This window comes from Paracoccus sp. (in: a-proteobacteria) (assembly GCF_030604785.1).
GTDB lineage: Bacteria > Pseudomonadota > Alphaproteobacteria > Rhodobacterales > Rhodobacteraceae > Paracoccus.
Map to the genome: position 1 here is coordinate 1 of NZ_JAUVVF010000035.1, position 19,230 is coordinate 19,230.

General features: G+C 67.9%; 18 protein-coding genes. 8 read left to right on the plus strand and 10 right to left on the minus strand.

Going from position 1 to position 19,230, the window contains the following annotated elements; genetic code table 11:
- From mreC to QAR72_RS11715, 5 genes are all read left to right on the plus strand, one after another.
- Positions 1-908: rod shape-determining protein MreC (gene mreC / locus QAR72_RS11695; protein WP_304617556.1), on the plus strand; the 908-nt coding region annotated here is incomplete at its 5' end.
- Positions 905-1,417, plus strand: a complete 513-nt coding sequence (locus QAR72_RS11700) for a rod shape-determining protein MreD (protein ID WP_304617557.1) — start codon at positions 905-907, stop codon at positions 1,415-1,417. The genes mreC and QAR72_RS11700, both read left to right, overlap by 4 nt.
- A 13-nt stretch (positions 1,418-1,430) precedes the next feature.
- Complete coding sequence (gene mrdA / locus QAR72_RS11705) at positions 1,431-3,380, plus strand: penicillin-binding protein 2 (RefSeq protein WP_304617558.1); 1,950 nt, start codon at positions 1,431-1,433, stop codon at positions 3,378-3,380.
- A gap of 3 nt (positions 3,381-3,383) precedes the next feature.
- On the plus strand, positions 3,384-4,523 hold the full coding sequence (gene rodA / locus QAR72_RS11710) for a rod shape-determining protein RodA (protein WP_304617559.1): 1,140 nt from the start codon (positions 3,384-3,386) through the stop codon (positions 4,521-4,523).
- Positions 4,523-5,425, plus strand: a complete 903-nt coding sequence (locus tag QAR72_RS11715) for a 2-hydroxyacid dehydrogenase (RefSeq protein ID WP_304617560.1) — start codon at positions 4,523-4,525, stop codon at positions 5,423-5,425. The genes rodA and QAR72_RS11715 overlap by 1 nt, the downstream gene beginning before the upstream one ends.
- A gap of 24 nt (positions 5,426-5,449) precedes the next feature.
- Here QAR72_RS11715 and QAR72_RS11720 read toward each other — a convergent pair whose 3' ends face one another.
- The 4 genes from QAR72_RS11720 to folK form a co-directional block, all read right to left on the minus strand.
- Entirely contained in the window at positions 5,450-6,139 is a 690-nt protein-coding gene (locus QAR72_RS11720; RefSeq protein ID WP_304617561.1) for a DUF2062 domain-containing protein, read from the minus strand.
- A gap of 43 nt (positions 6,140-6,182) precedes the next feature.
- Positions 6,183-8,297, minus strand: coding sequence for a RelA/SpoT family protein (locus QAR72_RS11725; protein ID WP_304617562.1), 2,115 nt, complete (start codon positions 8,295-8,297; stop codon positions 6,183-6,185).
- 44 nt (positions 8,298-8,341) lie between these two features.
- Positions 8,342-8,698 carry a DNA-directed RNA polymerase subunit omega gene (gene rpoZ, locus QAR72_RS11730; RefSeq protein ID WP_304617563.1) on the minus strand — a complete coding sequence of 119 codons (357 nt, stop codon included), beginning with the start codon at positions 8,696-8,698 and terminating at the stop codon, positions 8,342-8,344.
- Between the two features lie 71 nt (positions 8,699-8,769).
- A complete protein-coding gene (gene folK, locus QAR72_RS11735) occupies positions 8,770-9,369 on the minus strand; it encodes a 2-amino-4-hydroxy-6-hydroxymethyldihydropteridine diphosphokinase (protein WP_304617564.1) in 600 nt (199 codons plus the stop codon).
- Between the two features lie 106 nt (positions 9,370-9,475).
- Here folK and QAR72_RS11740 point away from each other — a divergent pair, with 106 nt between their 5' ends.
- Positions 9,476-10,027: a LabA-like NYN domain-containing protein gene (locus tag QAR72_RS11740; protein ID WP_304617565.1), complete on the plus strand. Its 552-nt coding sequence runs from the start codon at positions 9,476-9,478 to the stop codon at positions 10,025-10,027.
- A 429-nt stretch (positions 10,028-10,456) separates the two neighbouring features.
- Here QAR72_RS11740 and rocF read toward each other — a convergent pair whose 3' ends face one another.
- From rocF to metG, 3 genes are all read right to left on the minus strand, one after another.
- Positions 10,457-11,380, minus strand: a complete 924-nt coding sequence (gene rocF, locus QAR72_RS11745; protein ID WP_304617566.1) for an arginase — start codon at positions 11,378-11,380, stop codon at positions 10,457-10,459.
- Between the two features lie 70 nt (positions 11,381-11,450).
- Entirely contained in the window at positions 11,451-13,499 is a 2,049-nt protein-coding gene (locus QAR72_RS11750) for a TonB-dependent receptor domain-containing protein (RefSeq protein WP_304617567.1), read from the minus strand.
- A 281-nt stretch (positions 13,500-13,780) separates the two neighbouring features.
- Positions 13,781-15,499 carry a methionine--tRNA ligase gene (gene metG, locus QAR72_RS11755; RefSeq protein WP_304617568.1) on the minus strand — a complete coding sequence of 573 codons (1,719 nt, stop codon included), beginning with the start codon at positions 15,497-15,499 and terminating at the stop codon, positions 13,781-13,783.
- Positions 15,500-15,784: 285 nt separating this feature from the next.
- Between metG and QAR72_RS11760 the strand changes: the two genes are divergently transcribed.
- Positions 15,785-16,414: a hypothetical protein gene (locus tag QAR72_RS11760; RefSeq protein ID WP_304617569.1), complete on the plus strand. Its 630-nt coding sequence runs from the start codon at positions 15,785-15,787 to the stop codon at positions 16,412-16,414.
- Between the two features lie 4 nt (positions 16,415-16,418).
- Here the strand turns inward: QAR72_RS11760 and QAR72_RS11765 are convergent, their stop codons facing one another.
- Positions 16,419-16,613: a hypothetical protein gene (locus tag QAR72_RS11765; protein ID WP_304617570.1), complete on the minus strand. Its 195-nt coding sequence runs from the start codon at positions 16,611-16,613 to the stop codon at positions 16,419-16,421.
- A gap of 121 nt (positions 16,614-16,734) precedes the next feature.
- Positions 16,735-17,391: a GcrA family cell cycle regulator gene (locus QAR72_RS11770; RefSeq protein WP_304617571.1), complete on the minus strand. Its 657-nt coding sequence runs from the start codon at positions 17,389-17,391 to the stop codon at positions 16,735-16,737.
- A gap of 117 nt (positions 17,392-17,508) precedes the next feature.
- Here QAR72_RS11770 and QAR72_RS11775 point away from each other — a divergent pair, with 117 nt between their 5' ends.
- Positions 17,509-18,348, plus strand: coding sequence for an ABC transporter permease (locus tag QAR72_RS11775; RefSeq protein WP_304617572.1), 840 nt, complete (start codon positions 17,509-17,511; stop codon positions 18,346-18,348).
- On the opposite strand, the gene QAR72_RS11780 is transcribed toward QAR72_RS11775, so the two are convergent.
- A complete protein-coding gene (locus tag QAR72_RS11780) occupies positions 18,345-19,229 on the minus strand; it encodes a DMT family transporter (protein WP_304617573.1) in 885 nt (294 codons plus the stop codon). The genes QAR72_RS11775 and QAR72_RS11780 overlap by 4 nt on opposite strands.
- Position 19,230: the final 1 nt, after the last annotated feature.

Here is a 19,230-nt window from a genome sequence, read left to right on the forward strand (position 1 = left end):
AGGGACCAGATTACGCAACCCCCGTCCGGCGCATCCTGATCGCCGTGCTGGCGCTTGCGCTTCTGGTCCTGTTCCTGTTCTGGCGCATCGACAGCCCCCGCGCCGAACAGATGCGGGTCGCCATGATCGACCGGATCGTGCCGCGTTTCGAATGGGCGCTGGTGCCGGTCACGCGGGTCAGCCAGATGATCGCCGGCTTTCAAAGCTATGCGCGCCTTTACGAACAGAACCAGGAATTGCGGCGCGAATTGCAGCGCATGTCCGCCTGGAAAGAGGCCGCCGTCCAGCTGGAGCAGGAGAATTCCAAGCTGCTGGCACTGAATAATGTCCGCATCGACCCCTCGCTGACCGGGCTGACGGGGATGGTGCTGATGGATAGCGGCACGGCGTTCCGGCAGTCGGTCCTGCTGAATGTCGGCGCGCAGGATGGCGTGGTCGAGGGTTGGGCCACGATGGACGGGTTGGGGCTGGTGGGCCGGATCGCGGGGGTCGGGCGCTCGACCAGCCGGGTGGTGCTGCTGACCGACCCCTCGTCGCGCATCCCGGTGACGGTGCAGCCCACGGGGGAACGTGCGCTGCTGACCGGCGACAACACGCCATTGCCGCTGCTGGAATTCATCGAGAACCTGGACAATGTGCGTCCGGGCGACCGGGTCGTGACCTCGGGCGATGGGGGGGTGTTTCCGTCGGGGCTTCTGGTCGGGCAGGTGGCGCAGGGCAGCGACGGGCGGATGCGGCTTTTGATGGCGGCTGATTACGGGCGGCTGGAATTCCTGCGCGTCCTGCGCAGCCATCCGGCCGAGGCCGTGGCCGATGTCGACGCGATCATTCGCGGCGACACCGCGCCGATCGGCCCCGAAATGCCCGCCCCTGACGCCGAGGCTGCCTCGGCGGATGCCGCGCCATGATGCAATTGCCGCGCCGCGACTTCGTGACCGGCAGCCTGCTGTTCCTGCTGGCGGTGCTGGTGCTGCTGTTCGTGCGGATGCTGCCCCTGTCGGCGGGGCCGGGCTGGCCGGGGCCGGACCTGCTGCTGGCGCTGTCGCTGGTCTGGGTGCTGCGCCGCCCCGACCAGCTTGCCGCGCCGGTCATCGTGCTGGCCGTCCTGATCGAGGACGTGCTGCTGATGCGGCCGCTCGGCCTGTGGCCGGTGATCGTCCTTCTGGGCACCGAGGCCGCACGAACGCGAGAGCACCGTTGGCGCGACCAGGGTTTTCTGGTTGAGTGGTTGCGCGCGGCGGTGCTGATCGCGGTCATGATCCTGGGCTACCGGCTGGTGCAGATCCTGTTCATGCTGCCGGTTCCGGCCCTGGGACAGGCGATGCTTCAGGTCGTGGCGACGGTCGCCTCCTATCCGCTGGTGGTGCTGGCCGCGCGCTGGCTGCTGGGGCTGCGCCGCCCCGGCCGCCCCGATTGAGACGAGGCCGCAGATGAAGAAATCCCCGCGCGAGATCCAGGACAGCAGCCGCATGATCACCCGCCGCGGGCTGATGCTGGGCGGCATCCAGATCGCCACGGCGGGGGCCCTGGCGATGCAGATGCGGTCGATGCAGCTGGACCACGCCGAGGAATTCCGGATGCTGGCCGACGGCAACTCGATCAAGATCCGCCTGCTGCCGCCCGCGCGCGGCCTGATCCTGGACCGCAACGGCATCGTGATCGCCGGGAACGAACAGAATTACCGCGTCACGCTGACGCGCGAGGAAGCGGGCGGCGATGTCGAGCCGATCCTGCGGCGGCTGGCGCAGATCATCCCGCTCAGCGATGCCCGGATCGAGGAATTGCTGGAAGAATTTTCCCGCCGCAGCGCGATCACGCCCATCGTGCTGGCCGACCGGCTGTCATGGGAGCAGTTCAGCGCCATTGCCGTGAACGCTCCGTCCCTGCCGGGCGTCACGCCGGAATCGGCCTTGTCGCGGGCCTATCCCCGCCGGGGCGATTTCGCGCATGTGATGGGCTATGTCGGCCCGGTCAGCGACTTCGACCTGTCGCGGATCGAACAGCCCGACCCGGTGCTGCGCCTGCCCGATTTCCAGCTGGGCAAGATCGGCGTCGAGGGCCGCCTCGAGGAAATCCTGCGCGGCAAGGCCGGCGCCCGGCGGGTCGAGGTGAACAGCACCGGCCGCGAGATGCGCGAACTGTCCCGCCAAGAGGGCGAACAGGGCGCCACGCTGCAACTGACCGTCGATGCCGCGCTTCAGAACTATGCCGCGCAGCGCCTGGGCGAGGAAAGCGCCGCCGCCGTCGTGATGGATTGCGAGACGGGCGAACTGGCGGCGATCTGCTCGTCGCCCAGTTTCGACCCGAACCTGTTCGTGCGGGGCATTTCCAGCCGCGATTATCGCGCGCTGATGGATCACGACCACCGCCCGCTGGCCGACAAGACCGTGCAGGGCGTCTATCCGCCGGGCTCGACCTTCAAGATGGTCGTGCTGATGGCCGGACTCGAGGCCGGCGTCGTCAATGCCGGCACGCGCTTCTTCTGCCCAGGCTATACCGAACTGGGCGGGCGTCGCTTTCACTGCTGGCGGCGGGGCGGGCATGGCTCGGTCGATGCGGTCAAGGGCCTCGAGGAAAGCTGCGACGTCTATTACTACGAACTGGCACAGCGCGTGGGCATCGACCGCATCGCCGAGATGGCGCGCAAGTTCGGCCTGGGCGTGCGCCACGACCTGCCCATGTCCGCCGTGGCCGAGGGGATCGCCCCGGACCGCGAATGGAAGATGCGTCGCCACGGCCAGCCGTGGCAGATCGGCGACAGCCTCAACGCCTCGATCGGGCAGGGCTATGTGCTGTCCTCGCCGCTGCAACTGGCGGTGATGACTGCCCGCATCGCCAGCGGCCGCGCGGTCGAGCCGCGGCTCATTCGCGCCATCGACGGCGTGCGCCAGCCCGTCCCCGACTGGCCGGAACTGGAGGGCGTCAGCGCCAATACCCTGCGCGTCACGCGGCTGGGCATGGATGCGGTCATGTACGGCAATCGCGGCACCGCACGGGCCAGCCGGATCATCCGCGACGAATGGCGCATCGCGGGCAAGACCGGCACCAGCCAGGTCCGCAACATCACCGCCGCCGAACGCGCGCGCGGCGTCATCTCGAACGACCAGCTGCCGTGGAACCGGCGCGACCACGCGCTGTTCGTGGCCTATGCGCCCTTCGAGGCGCCGAAATACGCCATCTCGCTGGTGGTGGAACATGGCGGCGGCGGCTCGACCGCTGCGGCGCCTCTGGCGCGCGACATCCTTCTGTTCGCGCTGAATGGCGGGCTGCCCCCGCTGGACGCCGTCCCGTCCGAGCAGCGCGCCGCGATGGAGGCCCGCCATCAGGCCATGGACCTGTTCATCCCCGAGCCCCCCCGCAACGCCCGCACGAGGGTCTGAGCCATGGCCTATCTTGATTACAAGGTCGCCCAGATCCCGACCGGCTGGCGCAAGATCCTGCATATCAGCTGGCCGCTGGTCCTTCTGGTCACGGCGGTCTGCTGCATCGGCTTCGTGATGCTCTATTCCGTGGCAGGGGGGCGTCTGGACCTCTGGGCCGAGCCGCAGATGTACCGCTTCGCGGTGGGCATGGTCCTGATGATCGGACTGGCCTTCGTGCCGATGTGGTTCTGGCGGGGCATCTCGGTGGCGGCCTATGTGGTCTGCTTCCTGATGCTGGTCGCGGTGGACCTGTTCGGCGTGATCGGCATGGGCGCACGGCGCTGGATCGACCTTGGCCCGATCCGCATCCAGCCGTCCGAGCTGATGAAGATCGCACTCGTCCTGCTGCTGGCGGCCTATTACGACTGGCTGGACATCCGCCGCGTCTCAAGGCCCCTCTGGGTGATCATCCCGGCCCTGCTGATCCTGGCGCCGACGGGGCTGGTGCTGATCCAGCCCGATCTGGGCACCTCGATCATGCTGGTCGCGGGGGGCGCCATCGTGATGTTCGCTGCGGGCGTGTCGCTGTGGTACTTCGCCATCATCGCGGGGGCCGGGGTGGGGCTGGTGACGGCGGTGCTGAAAAGCCGCGGCACCGAATGGCAGTTGCTCAAGGATTACCAGTACCGCCGGATCGACACCTTCCTCGACCCCTATGCCGATCCCCTGGGTGCGGGCTACAACATCATCCAGAGCCAGATCGCCTTCGGCTCGGGCGGATGGTCGGGTCGGGGCTTCATGCAGGGCTCGCAATCGCGGCTGAACTTCCTGCCCGAGAAACACACCGACTTCATCTTCACCGTGCTGGCCGAGGAATTCGGCTTTGTCGGCGCGATCTCGCTTCTGACCCTCTACATGCTGATCCTGGGCTTCTGCCTCTATTCGGCGCTGTCGAACCGCGACCGCTTCGCCAGCCTGATCACGATCGGCATTTCGGGGACCTTCTTCCTCTATTTCGCCATCAACATGGCCACGGTGATGGGGCTTCTGCCCGCCAAGGGCTCGCCCCTGCCGCTGGTCAGCTACGGAGGAACCTCGCTGATGATCCTGATGCTCGGCTTCGGACTGGTCCAGTCCGCGCATGTCCACAGGCCACGATGATGCGCGTCCGTTTCTCTGCCCGCCCGCAGGTCTGGGACGAATGGGCGCCCGCCCTGCGCGCCGCCTGCCCCGAGATGGTGCTGCAACGCGACGGAGACCCCGCCGCCTTCGACGCGATCATCTACGCGCCGGGCGGCGATATCGAGGATTTCTCGCCCTATCGCAACGCCCGTCTCGTCCAGAGCCTCTGGGCCGGGGTCGAACGGATCGTGACGAACCCGACCCTGACCCAGCCGCTGGCGCGGATGGTCGATCCGGGCCTCGCGGCGGGCATGGCGGAATACTGCACCGGCTGGACGATGCGCGCGCATCTGGGCATGGACGGCTACGCCCAGGACGGGATCTGGCGCAACGGCCAGATCCCGCCACTGGCGACCGAGCGTCCCGTGACGATCCTCGGCATGGGCGAGCTGGGCCGCGCCACGGCCCGCCATCTGCGCGCGATCGGCTTCCCCGTCACCGGCTTCAGCCGCAGCGGCACCCCGGTCGAGGGCGTGACCGTCACCTCCGACCTGCCCAAGGCCCTCGCGCAGGCGCAGATCCTGATTGCGCTGCTGCCCGACACGCCCGACACGCGCAACCTCATGGACGCGGCCAGCCTTGGCCTGCTGCCCAAAGGCGCTTGGCTCATCAATCCGGGGCGCGGCACGCTGATCGACGATCACGCCCTGCTCGACGCGCTGGATGCGGGGCACCTGGCCCATGCCGTGCTGGACGTCTTCCGGACCGAACCGCTGCCCCCCGATCACCCCTTCTGGCACCATGCCGGCGTGACCGTCACCCCCCATATCGCGGCCGAAACAAGGCCCGAAACCGCGGCTCCGGTCGTCGCGGCCAACCTGCGCGCCGCCATGTCGGGCCAACCCATCTCCTGCCTCGTGGACCGCAGCCGAGGATACTGAGGCCCCCAGCCCCCTTGCCTTGGTTCAAATATCCCGGGGGGAATCCCCGGAACGGGGATGGGGGGCAGCGCCCCCCTCCGGCGCTGCCGCACGCGCCGCCGCCAGTTCGGCCGCCCGCGCGATCCGGTCGGCCATCTTCTTCTCGCGCCGGCGCTGATAGGCGCGGAAGACCGGCACGGTCAGGTAATGCGTCGCCACCGACACCGCCACGCCCAGGATAATCCCTCCGACCCAATAGGGCAGGAAGATCTGCTCGTGAAACTCCCACAGCCGGTTCCAATGCGCCGTCTCCGGGCCGAAGATCGACTTGATGTTGTGCCACAACTCGCCGCTGGCGCGGGTGAATTCGCGAAAGATCAGGTTGGCCGAGGGCTCGCCCGGCAGACCCAGGATGCGCCGTCCCAGCCCCACCGCCGCCAGCGCGATAAAGGGGAAGGTGACCGGATTGCCGACAAAGGTCGCCAGCAGCGCGGCCAGCACATTGCCGCGGATGATCCAGGCCAGCGCCGCGGCCGACAGGAAGTGGAACCCGAAAAGCGGCGTGAAGGACACGAAGACCCCCGCCGCCACGCCCCGCGCGATGCGGTGCGGCTGGTCGGGCAGGCGGCGCAGGCGATGCAGGACATAGGTTCCGGCCCGCCGCCAGCCGCCGCGAGGATAGATGAAATCGCTGGCAATCTGGCCGTAACTGCGAGGCTTCTTGCGCTTGAACACGGGCCACCCGATGCTTGGGACGGACGGCCCGCCGGGGCCGTCTTCAGGGTTTCAGCGCCGGGTCGCGAATCCGCGCCACTTGCGCCACATCGCTGTCCGCTTCCAGCGCGGTCAGCAGCTTGTGCAGATGCTCGTGATCGCGCAGCTCGACCTCGACCTCGATGCGGTAGAAGTCGGGCTTGCGATCGATGAACTCGAGGTTCGAGATATTCGCCCCCTGCCCGCCGATCAAGCTGCAGATGCGCCCAAGAACGCCGGCATCATGCCGGATCGTCAGGCTCAGCACCGTGGAATAGGCCGCGGGATGGCGCCCGTCGCGCCATTGCAGATCCACCCAACGCTGCGGATTGTCCTCGAATTCGGCCAGAACGGGGCAATCGATGGCGTGAATGACCACCCCCGCCCCGCGATAGGTGATGCCGACGATCCGTTCGCCCGGCAGCGGGTTGCAGCAGGGGGCGCGCTTGAAATTGGCATCCGCCTCCAGCCCGGCGATGGGACGGCGCGAATCGATCTCGTCATCGTGATCGGCCAGTTCGGGATAGAGCAGTTCCAGAACTTCCTTGGCCGAGTTCTCGGCGCTGCCGATCCGGGCCAGCAGATCCTCGGCCGAGGGCAGGCCCATCTGGCGCGCCGCCGTGCGCAGCGCCTTGTCGGTGACCTTGCGGCCGACATGCTCGAAGCTGACGCGCACCAGTTCGCGCCCCAGCCGCATGAAGCGGTCGCGGTCCTCCTCGCGCAGGCTGCGCCGAATCGCGGCCTTGGCGCGGCCCGTGACCACGATGTCCAGCCAGGTCGATTGCGGCCGCTGCCCCGACGCCGAGATGATGTCGACGGATTGCCCGTTCTTCAGCCGCGTCCACAGCGGCACACGGATGCCGTCCACCTTGGCGCCGACACAGGAATTGCCCAGCCGGGTGTGGATCGCATAGGCGAAATCGACCGGGGTCGCGCCCTTGGGCAATTGCAGCACGTCGCCCTTGGGCGTGAAGCAGAAGACCTGGTCCTGATACATCTCGAGCTTCACATGCTCGAGGAATTCGTTGTGGTCCTCGCTGTCGAAGCGGTCGGTCAGCTGCGCGATCCAGGCGGCCGGATCGACGGCAAAGGGGTTCCGCGCCCGCACCCCGTCGCGATAGGACCAATGCGCGGCCACCCCGGCCTCGGCGACCTCGTGCATCTGGCGGGTGCGGATCTGCACCTCGACGCGCTTGCCGTCGCGCCCCGAGACCGTCGTGTGGATCGAGCGGTAGCCGTTCGATTTCGGCTGGCTGATATAGTCCTTGAACCGTCCCGGCACAGCCCGCCAGCGGTGATGGATCACGCCAAGCGCGCGATAGCAGTCCATTTCCGAGGTGGTGATGATGCGGAAGCCGTAGATGTCGGACAGGCGCGAGAAGGCGAGCTGCTTTTCCTGCATCTTGCGCCAGACGCTGAAGGGCTTCTTCGCGCGCCCGAAGACGGTCGCCTCGATGTCCTCGCGTTCCAGTTCGACCCGGATGTCGGCAGTGATCTGGCCGATGATGTCGCCGCTGTCGCGCTGCATGCTGACGAAGCGGCGGATGATGGAATTGCGCGCCTCGGGATTGATGACCTTGAAGGCCAGGTCCTCCAGTTCCTCGCGCATCCATTGCATGCCCATCCGGCCCGCCAGCGGGGCGTAGATGTCCATCGTCTCGCGCGCCTTCTTGACCTGCTTTTCCGGCTTCATCGAGCGGATGGTGCGCATGTTGTGCAGCCGGTCGGCCAGCTTGACCAGGATCACGCGCAGATCGCGCGACATGGCCATGAACAGCTTGCGGAAATTCTCGGCCTGCTTGGACTGGGCGCTGGACAGTTCCAGATTGGTCAGCTTGGTCACGCCGTCGACCAGATCGGCGATCTCTTCGCCGAACATCGCGGCGACCTCGGCCTTGGTCGAGCGCGTGTCCTCGATCGTGTCGTGCAGCAGGGCGGTGATGATCGTGGCGTCGTCCAGCCGCATCTCGGTCAGGATGGCGGCGACGGCGATGGGATGGGTGAAATAGGGCTCGCCCGAATGCCGGAACTGCCCCTCATGCATCCGCATGCCGTATTCGTAGGCGTCGCGGATCAGAGCGGCATTGCTGCGCGGGTTGTAGTTCCGCACCAACGCCAGAAGGTCTTCGACGTCGATCATCTTGCTGCCGAAGACCTCTGCTTGCTGTTCTTGCCCCGGTGCCGTCAGCCGCGCTGGTTGGCTTCCAGCATCATGCGGAGCATGCGCTCTTCGGATTCCTCGTCGGCGGGACGGGGGCGGTCGACCTCGGCGCCCAGAAGCAGCGCCATCGCGTCCTCCTCGGGCTCGTCCACCTCGATCTGGGTCTGGGTGGATTCGATCATCCGCTCCCGCAGGTCATCGACGGGCTGGGTTTCCTCGGCGATCTCGCGCAGTGCGACGACGGGGTTCTTGTCGTTGTCGCGGTCCACGGTGGCAGGGCTGCCCGCCGCGATCTCGCGCGCGCGATGCGCGGCCAGCATCACCAGATCAAACCGGTTGGGAACCTTGTCGACGCAGTCTTCAACCGTAACGCGGGCCATGAATCACCTGTGCAGTTGCGAATCGGATATTCCGGGCGAAACCGGACTAGTGGTCAGCATCCGGGGTAATGTCAAGCAAAAGCCCCCAGATCGCCTGCTTCCAGAGGGCGCATTCCCGCCAGATCGTCCGCGCCGAGCGCCGCCAGCATCTCGGCCACGCTGCGCCCGGTCAGCGGATGGCGCCAGCCGGGCGCGATCTCGGCCAGCGGCGCCAGCACGAAGCCGCGATCCTGCATCCTGGGATGCGGCAGGATCAGCCGGTCCGGCGCGACGCGGCCCTGATCCTGCGGCGCAAGCCCGATCCAGTGACGCAGCGTCGTCTCGTCGGGCAGGATCTGCCCGTCCAGCGCGATCAGGTCCAGATCCAGCACCCGCGCCGACCATCGCCCGGTCGAGCGGTCACGCCCGGCCTCCGCCTCGATCGCATGCAGCCGCGCCAGCAGCGCATCGGCCGGCAGGCTGGTGCGGATCAGTGCCGCCGCATTGGCGAAATCCGGGCCCGAGCCGGGCGGATAGGCGGGTGTCCGCCAGAAGCGGCTGAGCGCCGTGATTGAAATCTCGGGTTCCGCATGCAGAATGCCCACGGTTTCGTGCAGCGTGTCCACCGGACCCTGCGCGGATGCGGGGAGGTTCGCGCCCAGAGCGACTATACCAGAAGACAGGTTAACCATTCTCTCCTTCCCGTCCTACAAACCGTGGCCGGGGCATTCGGTCGGGCCCCTCACCCCGACCGCCCCAGGGCTGCCCAACATCAAGGCTTATTGAAGGCAACACCGCATGTTCTACAAGGATGACCGCCTGGCGATCTTCATAGATGGGGCAAACCTCTATGCTGCGTCCAAGGCACTTGGCTTTGATATTGATTACAAGCTCTTGCGACAAGAGTTCGACCGCCGCGGCAAGCTCATGCGCGCCTATTACTACACGGCGCTGGTGGATGGCGAGGATTATTCCCCCATCCGGCCGCTGGTCGACTGGCTGCACTACAACGGCTATTGCGTCGTCACCAAGCCGGCCCGCGAATACACGGACGCGCTTGGCCGCCGCAAGGTCAAGGGGAACATGGATATCGAACTGGCCGTGACCGCCATGGAACTGGCGCCGCGGCTGGATCATGTCGTGCTGTTTTCCGGCGACGGCGACTTCCGGCCGCTGGTCGAGGCGCTGCAGCGCCAGGGCGTGCGGGTCTCGGTCTGCTCGACCATCCGCAGCCAGCCGCCGATGATCGCTGACGATCTGCGCCGCCAGGCCGACAACTTCATCGAACTGGACGCGCTGCGCGAGATCATCGGCCGCCCCCCGCGCGAGACTGCGACGCAAGAGGGCTGAAACAGGGCCGCCGCCCCCCGGACAGGAGGGGCGGCGGATCATGGTGCGGACGGCGGGGCTCGAACCCGCACTTCCTTGCGGAAAACAGATTTTCGTACCACTTCGGCTTTCGCCGCCGGGCGCAGATGCGGCCCGTTCGTGGTCTGGACTATCCCTTCGCCATGGCCCCGGGGCTTTAGGCGCCGCCCGTCTAGTCTCTACACCTTCCCCATTTCCGGGGCTTGGCTCGGGATCGGCACGGGCGCGAGCGCCCAGAGCTTTCCCCGAATTTGAGCGGTTCTGCACCGGGGGTTTCCCCGACCGGGCACTCCAATCGTCAAAGTCTGCTGCGTCTACCGGTTTCGCCACGTCCGCATCGCCTGCCTCATGCCACAGACGGGCGGGCGATGCGACAGGAATTTGGCGATCCGGGGCAAGGGCTTGGCGGCCTCAGCCGAAGCTGCGTGTCGGGCGGTCAAAGACCTTGCGCCCCATCAGGCTGCCGACCAGATCGACCATCAGCTTGGCGGTGCGGCCACGCTCGTCCAGAAAGGGGTTCAGCTCGACCAAATCCAGCGAGGTTACCAGCCCGGATTCGTGCAGCAATTCCATGACCAGATGCGCCTCGCGGAAGGTGGCGCCGCCGGGCACCGTGGTACCCACCGCAGGCGCAATCGAGGGGTCCAGGAAATCCACGTCCAGGCTGACATGCAAGAGCCCGCCCGCCGCGTTCACCCGGTCCAGAAAGGCCCGCAGCGGTGCGGTGATGCCGTGCTCGTCCAGGACGCGCATGTCGTTCACGGTGATCTCGGTCGGCTGCATCGCGGCCAGCTCGGCCGGGTCCACGCTGCGGATGCCGAACATGCAGATGTTCTCGCCCGGAATGGGGGCGGGGAAGGGCGGAAAGGGCGCAAAGCCCGGCAGCCCGCTGGCATAGGCCATCGGCGTTCCATGCAGATTGCCCGAGGTCGTCGTTTCGACCGTGTGGAAATCGCTGTGCGCGTCCAGCCAGATCACAAAAAGCGGCCTGTCGGCGCGCGCGGCGTGCCGGGCGACCCCGGTCAGGGTTCCCATGGCCAGCGCATGATCGCCGCCCATGATGACCGGCATGCCCGTGGCCATCGCATCCTCGGTCGCGCGGGCCAGCGCCTCGGTCCAGGCGATCATCTCGGGCAGGTGATGGACGGCGGGATTGGCGCAGGTCTCGGTGCCCACGGGGCCGGGCACGACGTCGCCGCGATCCTCGACCTGATGGCCAAGCGCGGACAGGGTTCCGGCAAGGCCCGCCACGCGATAGGCGGCGGGCCCCATGAGGCAGCCGGGGCGGCGCTGGCCTTCATCGACGGGGGCGCCGATCAGGATGCAATGGGTCATCCGGGTCTCCTTTATGATTGGCCCGGATGAAAGCGGCCCGGCGGCGGAATGTCCACCGCCGGGGATGGGGTCAGAACTCGGTCGTCAGGCCCAGCCACAGGCGGCGGCCTTCGCCGACCGTGTTGTTCGTCGCCATGTCGATGTCGCGGTCCAGCAGGTTGTAGACCGCCGCATTGACCGTCGCGCGATCCGACAGGCGGTAATTCGCGCCCAGATCCACCGTCAGGTAGGACCCGTATTCATAGGCAATGACATCCCCGGCCTCGTTCGTGGCATAGGGCCGGCCATTGGTGCCGATCCGCGCCCCCGCAGCGATTTCGCGGCCGTGGTAATTTGCGGCGCCCCACAGGTCCAGCCCGGTGACGGGCGTCTGCCAATCCACCGTGACGCTGGCCGAATGGCGCGGCGTGCGCGCCAGCGGCAGGCCTGCAAAGGCACCCGTGCGCTGTTCGGAATCGACCAGGCTGTAGGAGGCCCGCAGCGTCACATCCGCCGAGGCGTTCCAGTCGGCCGTCAGTTCCACGCCCTGCAGCCGCGCCTCGCCCACATTGAACCATTCCCACCGGTTGTAGCCTTGACCGCCCACCGTGATGCGCTGGCCGGTATTGGTGCTTTCGATCTTGTTCTCGAAATCGGTGCGGAAGACCGTGGCGCCGAGGCTGAAGCCTTGGCCCTGATACAGCGCCGCCAGCTCGAAATTCGTGCTTTTCTCGGGGTCGAGATCGGGGTTCGAGACGATCACCCCCGCGCCGCGCTGCGTGGTATAGAAATAGCCCGGCACGATCGAACGCACGTCCGGCGCCCGGAACCCGGTCGAGACGCCGCCTTTCAGCACCAGATCCGGCGTCGCGTTCCAGACCCCGTAGAGGCGCGGCGTGACATGGGTGCCGAATTCCTTGTGGCGGTTCAAACGCGCGCCAAGCGTCAGGGCAAAGTCGTCGTTGGGCTTCCATTCGTCCTCGGCAAAGATCGCCCATTGCGAGGTGGCAAAGCGATAGGTCACGCCATCGCCAAGGCCGGGATTCTGGTCACGCACCTCGGCCCTGTCGTGCTGGGCGCCCAGGGTCAGCATGTGGCGGCCCTGCCATTCCAGCGGCGTGGTCAGCTTGGCATCGGCGACGGTGTTCGTGACCTTGGGCGCGCGCGTGGCAGGCGACAGGCCCACCGCGCCATTGCCCGACGAGGTCACGCGCTGCCCCGTCTCGCGCTGGACCGAAGCCTCAAGCCGCGTCTCGCCCATCCGGCCCGCATAGCTCAGCCGGGCATGGTCGCGCTTGTTCTCCTGCAGGCTGTCATTCTGGCGAGTGCCCTGGAAATCGGTCTCGGGGATGGTGCGGCCGACACGGCCCAGATCCTCGATCCGGCTGCGCCCGCCCTGCAGGCTGATCTCGTGATCCGTGGCGGGGGTCCAACTCACCCGGGCGGACAGGTCGGTCAGGTCGCGGTCGCGCAGGCCGTCGATCACGCGCGCCTCGCTGCGGTCCAGCTTGCGGCCCCAGATCTGCAGGCCCAAGCGGTCAGCGATGACCGGGCCGTTGGCATAGAAGGACAGCTGCCGGCTTGAACCGTCCTCGTCGCGTCTTGGGATCGTGGTCTCGGCCGTGACCGACCCGCCCCACCGATCCGCCACGGGCTTGGTGATGATGTTGATCACGCCGCCCATCGCGTCAGAGCCGTATAGCGACGACATCGGGCCGCGCACGATCTCGATCCGCTCGATGGCGGCGACGGGGGGGATGAAGCTCTGCTCGATCCCCGCGCTGCCATTGGTGCGGCTTTCGCGGGTGGATTGGCGTTTTCCGTCCACCAGGATCAGCGTGTATTGCCCGCCAAGGCCCCTGATGGTGATGTCCTGCTCGTTGGCGATGCCGGTCGCGGCGACGCCCTGCACGCCGCGCAGCGCGTCGGTCAGGCTGGTGATGTTGCGGCGCTGCAATTCGGCGCCCGGAATCACGGTGATGCTGGCCGGCGCGTCGGCGACGTTCTGTTCAAAGCCCGAGGCGGTGATGACGATCTCGTCCAGCAGGATGGGCGCGCCGTCCTGCGCCGCGCTCGGGGCGGGTGCCAGCGCGACAGAGGCGGCAAGGGTGGCACGGACGAGGGCGGGGCAAGAGGCCATGCGCCGCGAAGGCGCGGCCGCGGCATGGGAAAGAGGCATGCGAGAGGCTCCGGTGATGCGGGATGTGCATGCCTGGGGGCAGGGGCCAAGGGAACGGGCCGCTTACCTGGGTAACGGGGTCGGGATTAAGCCTGCCCCCTTGCGGTCACAACCGGCGCGGCGAAGGGCTGCGGCCGGTTGTTGCCCAAAGGTCACGCTTTCTTGGCCGGCCCAGGGGGGTGCGGGGGGCAGGATGCCCCCCGCCCGGTCGCGGGTCGCAAGGAGCGCAGGACTGACGGTTCTCAGCTCCGCAGGCCCTTGAAGCGTTCGGCCCAGGCCTCGCGGTCCTCGTCGCTGATCTTGGCGAACAGCAGGTCGGGCACTGTGAAGGCATGGCCGGGGCGCAGCGCGGACAGCGCCTCGGTCAGGTCGCCAGGCCAGGCGGCATCGATCGTGCCCATCGCCTCGAGCAGCCGGGCCGAGGCGAAGGGGATGAAGGGCGCCGACAGAACCGCATAGAGCCGGATCAGGTTCAGCCCCATCCGGACCTGCATCGCGGCCTTCTCGGGATCGGTCTTGAACACCGTCCAGGGTGCGGCGGATTGCAGGTATTCGTTGCCCAGAACCCAGATCGCGCGCAGTTCGGATGCGGCCTTGCGGACCTCCATCGCCTGCATGTTGGCGTCATAGGCGGCCAGGCGCGCCGTCAGGGCGGCGATCAGGGCGGCCTCGTCAGCGCCGTAGGCCGGGCCTTCGGGCACGGTCTCGCCGAATTTCGAGCGGCAGAACTTGGTGATGCGGCTGACGAAATTGCCCAGGACGTCGGCCAGATCCTTGTTCACCGATTGCTGGAAATTCTCCCAGGTGAACTCGCTGTCGCCGCTTTCGGGGGCGTGGGACAGCAGCCACCAGCGCCAGTAATCCGCCGGCAGGATCTCCAGCGCGTGGTCCATGAAGACGCCGCGGCCCTGCGAGGTGCTGAACTGCCCGCCGTCATAGGTCAGGTAGTTGAACGACTTGATGTAATCGACCATCTTCCACGGCTCGCCCGATCCGATCAGCGTGGCGGGGAAGCTAAGCGTATGGAAAGGCACGTTATCCTTGCCCATGAACTGGGTGTAGGTCACGTCCTCGGCGCCCTCGTCCAGGCGCCACCAGCGGCGCCAGCCTTCCTCGCCTGCGCCTGTCGCGTCGGCCCATTCGGCGGTCGCGCCGATATATTCGATGGGCGCGTCGAACCAGACGTAGAAGACCTTGCCCTCCATGCCCGGCCAGTCCTGATCGCCGCGCTTCACGGGCACGCCCCAATCCAGATCGCGGGTGATGCCGCGATCCTGAAGCCCGTCGCCGTCGTTCAGCCATTTCTTCGCGATCGAGGTGGTCAGGATCGGCCAGTCGGTCTTGCCGTCGATCCAGGCCGCGATCTCGGATTTCAGCGCCGACTGGCGCAGATAGAGGTGCTTGGTCTCGCGCACCTCGAGATCGGTCGAGCCGGAAATCGCGCTGCGGGGGTTGATCAGGTCGGTCGGGTCAAGCTGCTTGGTGCAGTTCTCGCACTGGTCGCCGCGGGCCTTGTCATAGCCGCAATTGGGGCAGGTCCCCTCGATGTAGCGGTCGGGCAGAAAGCGGTTGTCGGCATGCGAATAGACCTGCTTTTCAACAACTTCGCGGATATAGCCCTGATCGGCCAGACGGCCGGCGAAATGCTGGGTCAGGGCGCGGTTGCGGTCGCTGGACGAGCGGCCGTAATGGTCGAAGGACAGGCCGAACCCGGCGGCCAGCGCGCTTTGTTCGGCATGCATCCGGGCGCAGTAATCGGCCACGGCCTCGCCGGTCTTGGCGGCGGCCAGTTCGGCCGGGGTGCCGTGTTCGTCGGTGGCGCAGATGAACATGACCTCGTGGCCGCGCGCGCGCAGGTAGCGGGCATAGAGATCCGCCGGAAGCTGGGAGCCGACGAGGTTCCCCAGATGCTTGATGCCGTTGATATAGGGCAGGGCAGAGGTGATCAGGTGGCGGGCCATGGCATGCGTCCTTTGGGGGTCGCGCTTCTCTAGCCCCGTTGCGCGGTGATGAAAAGTGCGGCGCGCGTTGCAGCGGCTGTGCGCGCAACGGCGGGGGCCGGGCAGGGCGAGAAAATCCCTTGTTTCTCGGGGAAAACCGGCCTCACCGGGGATGCACCGGCGCGGCGCCGGATGTGCACCGGTCGTGCACCGCTTGCGCGCGTTGCGTGACGTTTTTGCGACAAGGGACTTGAGCGGAAACCGGGGCCGGTGCAGCGTGGCGAACCGATCACCGGAAGGCCCGCCATGACACGATCCCCGCTTCCCGCCGCGACGCTGACGCTGGCCCTGCTGTTGCCGCTGGTCTGGCTGGCGCTGGGCGTGGCGCTGGGACAGGATGACCGCGCCCTGCATGGCGAGGGCGGGCCGGTCGAGCTGTTCTCGGCGCTGTATCTGCTGCTGGCGGGGGCGATGCTGCTGATCCTGCCGGACCGGGCCGCGCGCTGGCATCAGGTCGTGCTGCTGGCCGCCGCCGCCCTGCGCGAGATGGACTGGGACAAGCGCTTCACCGAGAACGGCATCCTGTCGCTGCGCCATTACACCGGAGAGGCGCCGCTGCCCGAAAAGATCATCGGCGCGCTGGTCGTGCTGATCGTGCTGGCGGCGGGGCTGCGGCTGCTGCGCCGCGACCTGTGGCCCTGGCTGGGCGGGTTGCGGCGCGGATCGGGGGTGGCCTGGCTGTGGCTGGGGGCGGCCCTGCTGCTGGTTCTGGCCAAGGCCGGGGACGGGCTGGATCGCAAGCTGGCGCGCTGGAACATCACGCTGCGCGAGGGCGTGATGCCCGTCATCGCGCGGGGAGAGGAAGTGCTGGAATTGCTGGCGGCCGTCTTGATCCTGACGGCCGTCGCAATGGTCGTGGCCGCGCCGCGCCGCTAGGGCGTCAGCAATCGCGGCTCTTGTCGATCATGCCGGGCTTGTCCGGATTTTCGCAAACGGCCGCGTCGGGCCGGTTGCCGCCGGGAATGGCGGGCCGGGCATCCTTGGCGGCGTGATCGGGCGCTTCGGGGTGGCGTTCGGTCTGGGCCGAGGCGCGCACCTGCTGGGTCGGGGTCAGACGGGACGTGTCCTTGGTCATTGCGTGGTCCTCCTGTCCGGGGTCAACCGGCGGGGCGCGGCGATGTTCCCGGCGGGGTGCCGACAGCAGAAGGGCCGCCCTTGCGGGGCGGCCCTGTCTCATCCGGCAAGGAGGGCGCGGATCAGCGGCGGCGGTCGCGGCGGCTGCTCATCGGCTGGAAGGCCACGCCGACATGCGCCTCGCAATAGGGTTTGCCGGGCTGGCTGGGCAGGCCGCAGAACCAGAACTTGTCGGTCGCCGGATCGCCGATCGGCCATTTGCAGGTGCGTTCGGTCAGTTCCATCAGGGTCAGCTTGCGCGCGCGTTTCTCGACCTCGCGCACCGAGGCGAGGGCCTCGGGGCTGATCTCGTTGGCCGAGGGCTGCGGCGGCAGGGGCTGGCCCGCCGGCACAATGGGACGGCGCGGCGCGGGGGTGAAGGCAACCGGTTCGGCGGCGCGGGCCTCGACCTTGGGTTCGGGGCGCGGCTCGGCGCGGGCTTCGACCTTGGACTCGGGGCGCGGTTCGGCGCGCGGCTCGGCCCGGCTTTCGGCGCGGGGGGCGGCAGGTTCGGGACGGGCGGGCGCGGCCGATTCGGCGCGCGCGGCGGGCTGTTTCTGCGGCTCGGGCGCGGCTTCGGGCTGGGCCTCGTCATTGCGGTTCGACAGGCCGAGGCGATGGACCTTGCCGATCACCGCGTTGCGGGTGACGCCGCCCAGTTCCTTGGCGATGGCGCTGGCCGACTGCCCCTCGGACCACATGCGCTTGAGCGTCTCGACACGTTCATCCGTCCAGGACATGGCTGCCTTTCCGGGCGGGTCTTGCCTGCCGCCCCATCTTGAAACCTGCGATTGGTCCCGCCAGAAACGGGATGCCGAGATTTAGCCGCCGACGCGCAGAAATTCAAGGACCGCCAGATGACAGCCACCAGCACCGACAAAAGCCCCCGCGCCCTGCCGCCCGCCGCGCGCGAGATGGGGGTGCGCCGCTTCGGCCGCGTGAACTGGCTGGGGCTGTGGACCCTGGCCCGGCGCGAGGTCATGCGCTTCATGGCGGTCTGGCAGCAGACGGTCTTTGCGCCCCTGATGACGGCGGGGCTGTTCGTCCTGGTCTTCGCGCTGGCTTTGGGCGGCGAGCGGCAGGTGATGGGCCTGCCCTATCTGGTCTTTCTGGGGCCGGGCATCCTGATGATGACGGTGATCCAGAACGCATTCGCCAACAGTTCCAGCTCGATCGTGGCGGCCAAGGTGCAGGGCAACATCGTCGACACGCTGATGCCGCCCCTGTCGGCGGGCGAGCTGCTGGCGGGCTATCTGGCGGGCTCTGTCGTGCGGGCGGGGCTGGTCGCGGTGGTGATCGGCGCGGGCATGATCGCGGTGACGGGGCGGGGCGTGGCGCATCCGCTCTGGGCGCTGGCCTTTGTCGTGATGGCGGCGGCGCTGATGGGGGCGCTTGGCATCCTGGCCGGGATCATGGCGCAGAAATTCGACCAGATGGCCGCGATCAGCAATTTCATCGTCACGCCGCTGAGCTTCCTGTCGGGCACCTTCTATTCGGTGCAGGCCCTGCCCGAGCCGTTCAACACGATCTCGCACTGGAACCCGATCTTCTATCTGATCGACGGGGCGCGCTACGGCGTGACCGGGGTCAGCGATTCGCCGCCCCTGCGCGGGCTGATCGTCTGCGGCGCGGTGCTGGCCGTGGTGCTGTATCTGGCCTGGCGCTGGCTGAAGACCGGCTATCGGATGAAGCCCTAGCGGCGGCGCTGCCGGTCGCGCCAGACCAGCAGGCCGGCCCCCGAGACAAGCACGGCCGCGCCGATCATGCTGACCCCGTCGGGCAGGACGCCAAAGACCCAGAGGTCGAACCCCGCCGCCCAGACCAGCGTCAGATAGAAGAACGGCGCCACGAAGCTGGCATCCGCCCGCCGCATCGCCGCCAGGTTCAGCGCCTGCCCGCCCGCCATGATCAGCCCAAGCGCCGCCAGCGCCGCCCATTGCGCGGGATTGGGCGCGGCCCAGACCGCCAGCGCCGCCACCGTCGCGACAACCGCGCCCATGCCGTTGTTCACGATCAGGATCTGCAACCGCCCCTCGCGGCCCGTGAGGCGCTTGATGAAGATCGCCTCCAGCCCCATCGCGGCGGCGGCGCCCAAGGCCAGGAACGCGGCGGGCTGGATGGCGCCGGTCGGGCGCAGCAGGATCGCGGCGCCGATCAGGGCGATCACGGCGGCGCCCCAGCGGACCGGGCCGACACGCTCTCCCAGAAGCGGGATGGCCAGCATCATGGTGAAGACCGGCGACAGGAAGCTGATCGCGGTCGCATCGGGCAAGGGCATCTGCGCGACGGCCGCGAACATCAGCGTGATCCCGCCCCAGCCGCAGAGCGTGCGCGCCAGATGCGTCCCCCAGGCCGGGCGCGTCAGGACGGGCCGCATCACCGCCAGGGCCAGCGCGATCCCGGCCAGCGCAAAGCCGAACCGGCCGAAACTGACCATCAGCGGCGGCAGGGCGGGGCCAAGCGCGCCCGTGCCGATCGCCTTGGCGATCAGCGAGGTCGCGGCGAAAAGCGCGGTTGCCGCCACCATCAGGGCGGCGGTCACGCGGCGGTCGGGCTGATGTTCACCGGATGTTTCCATG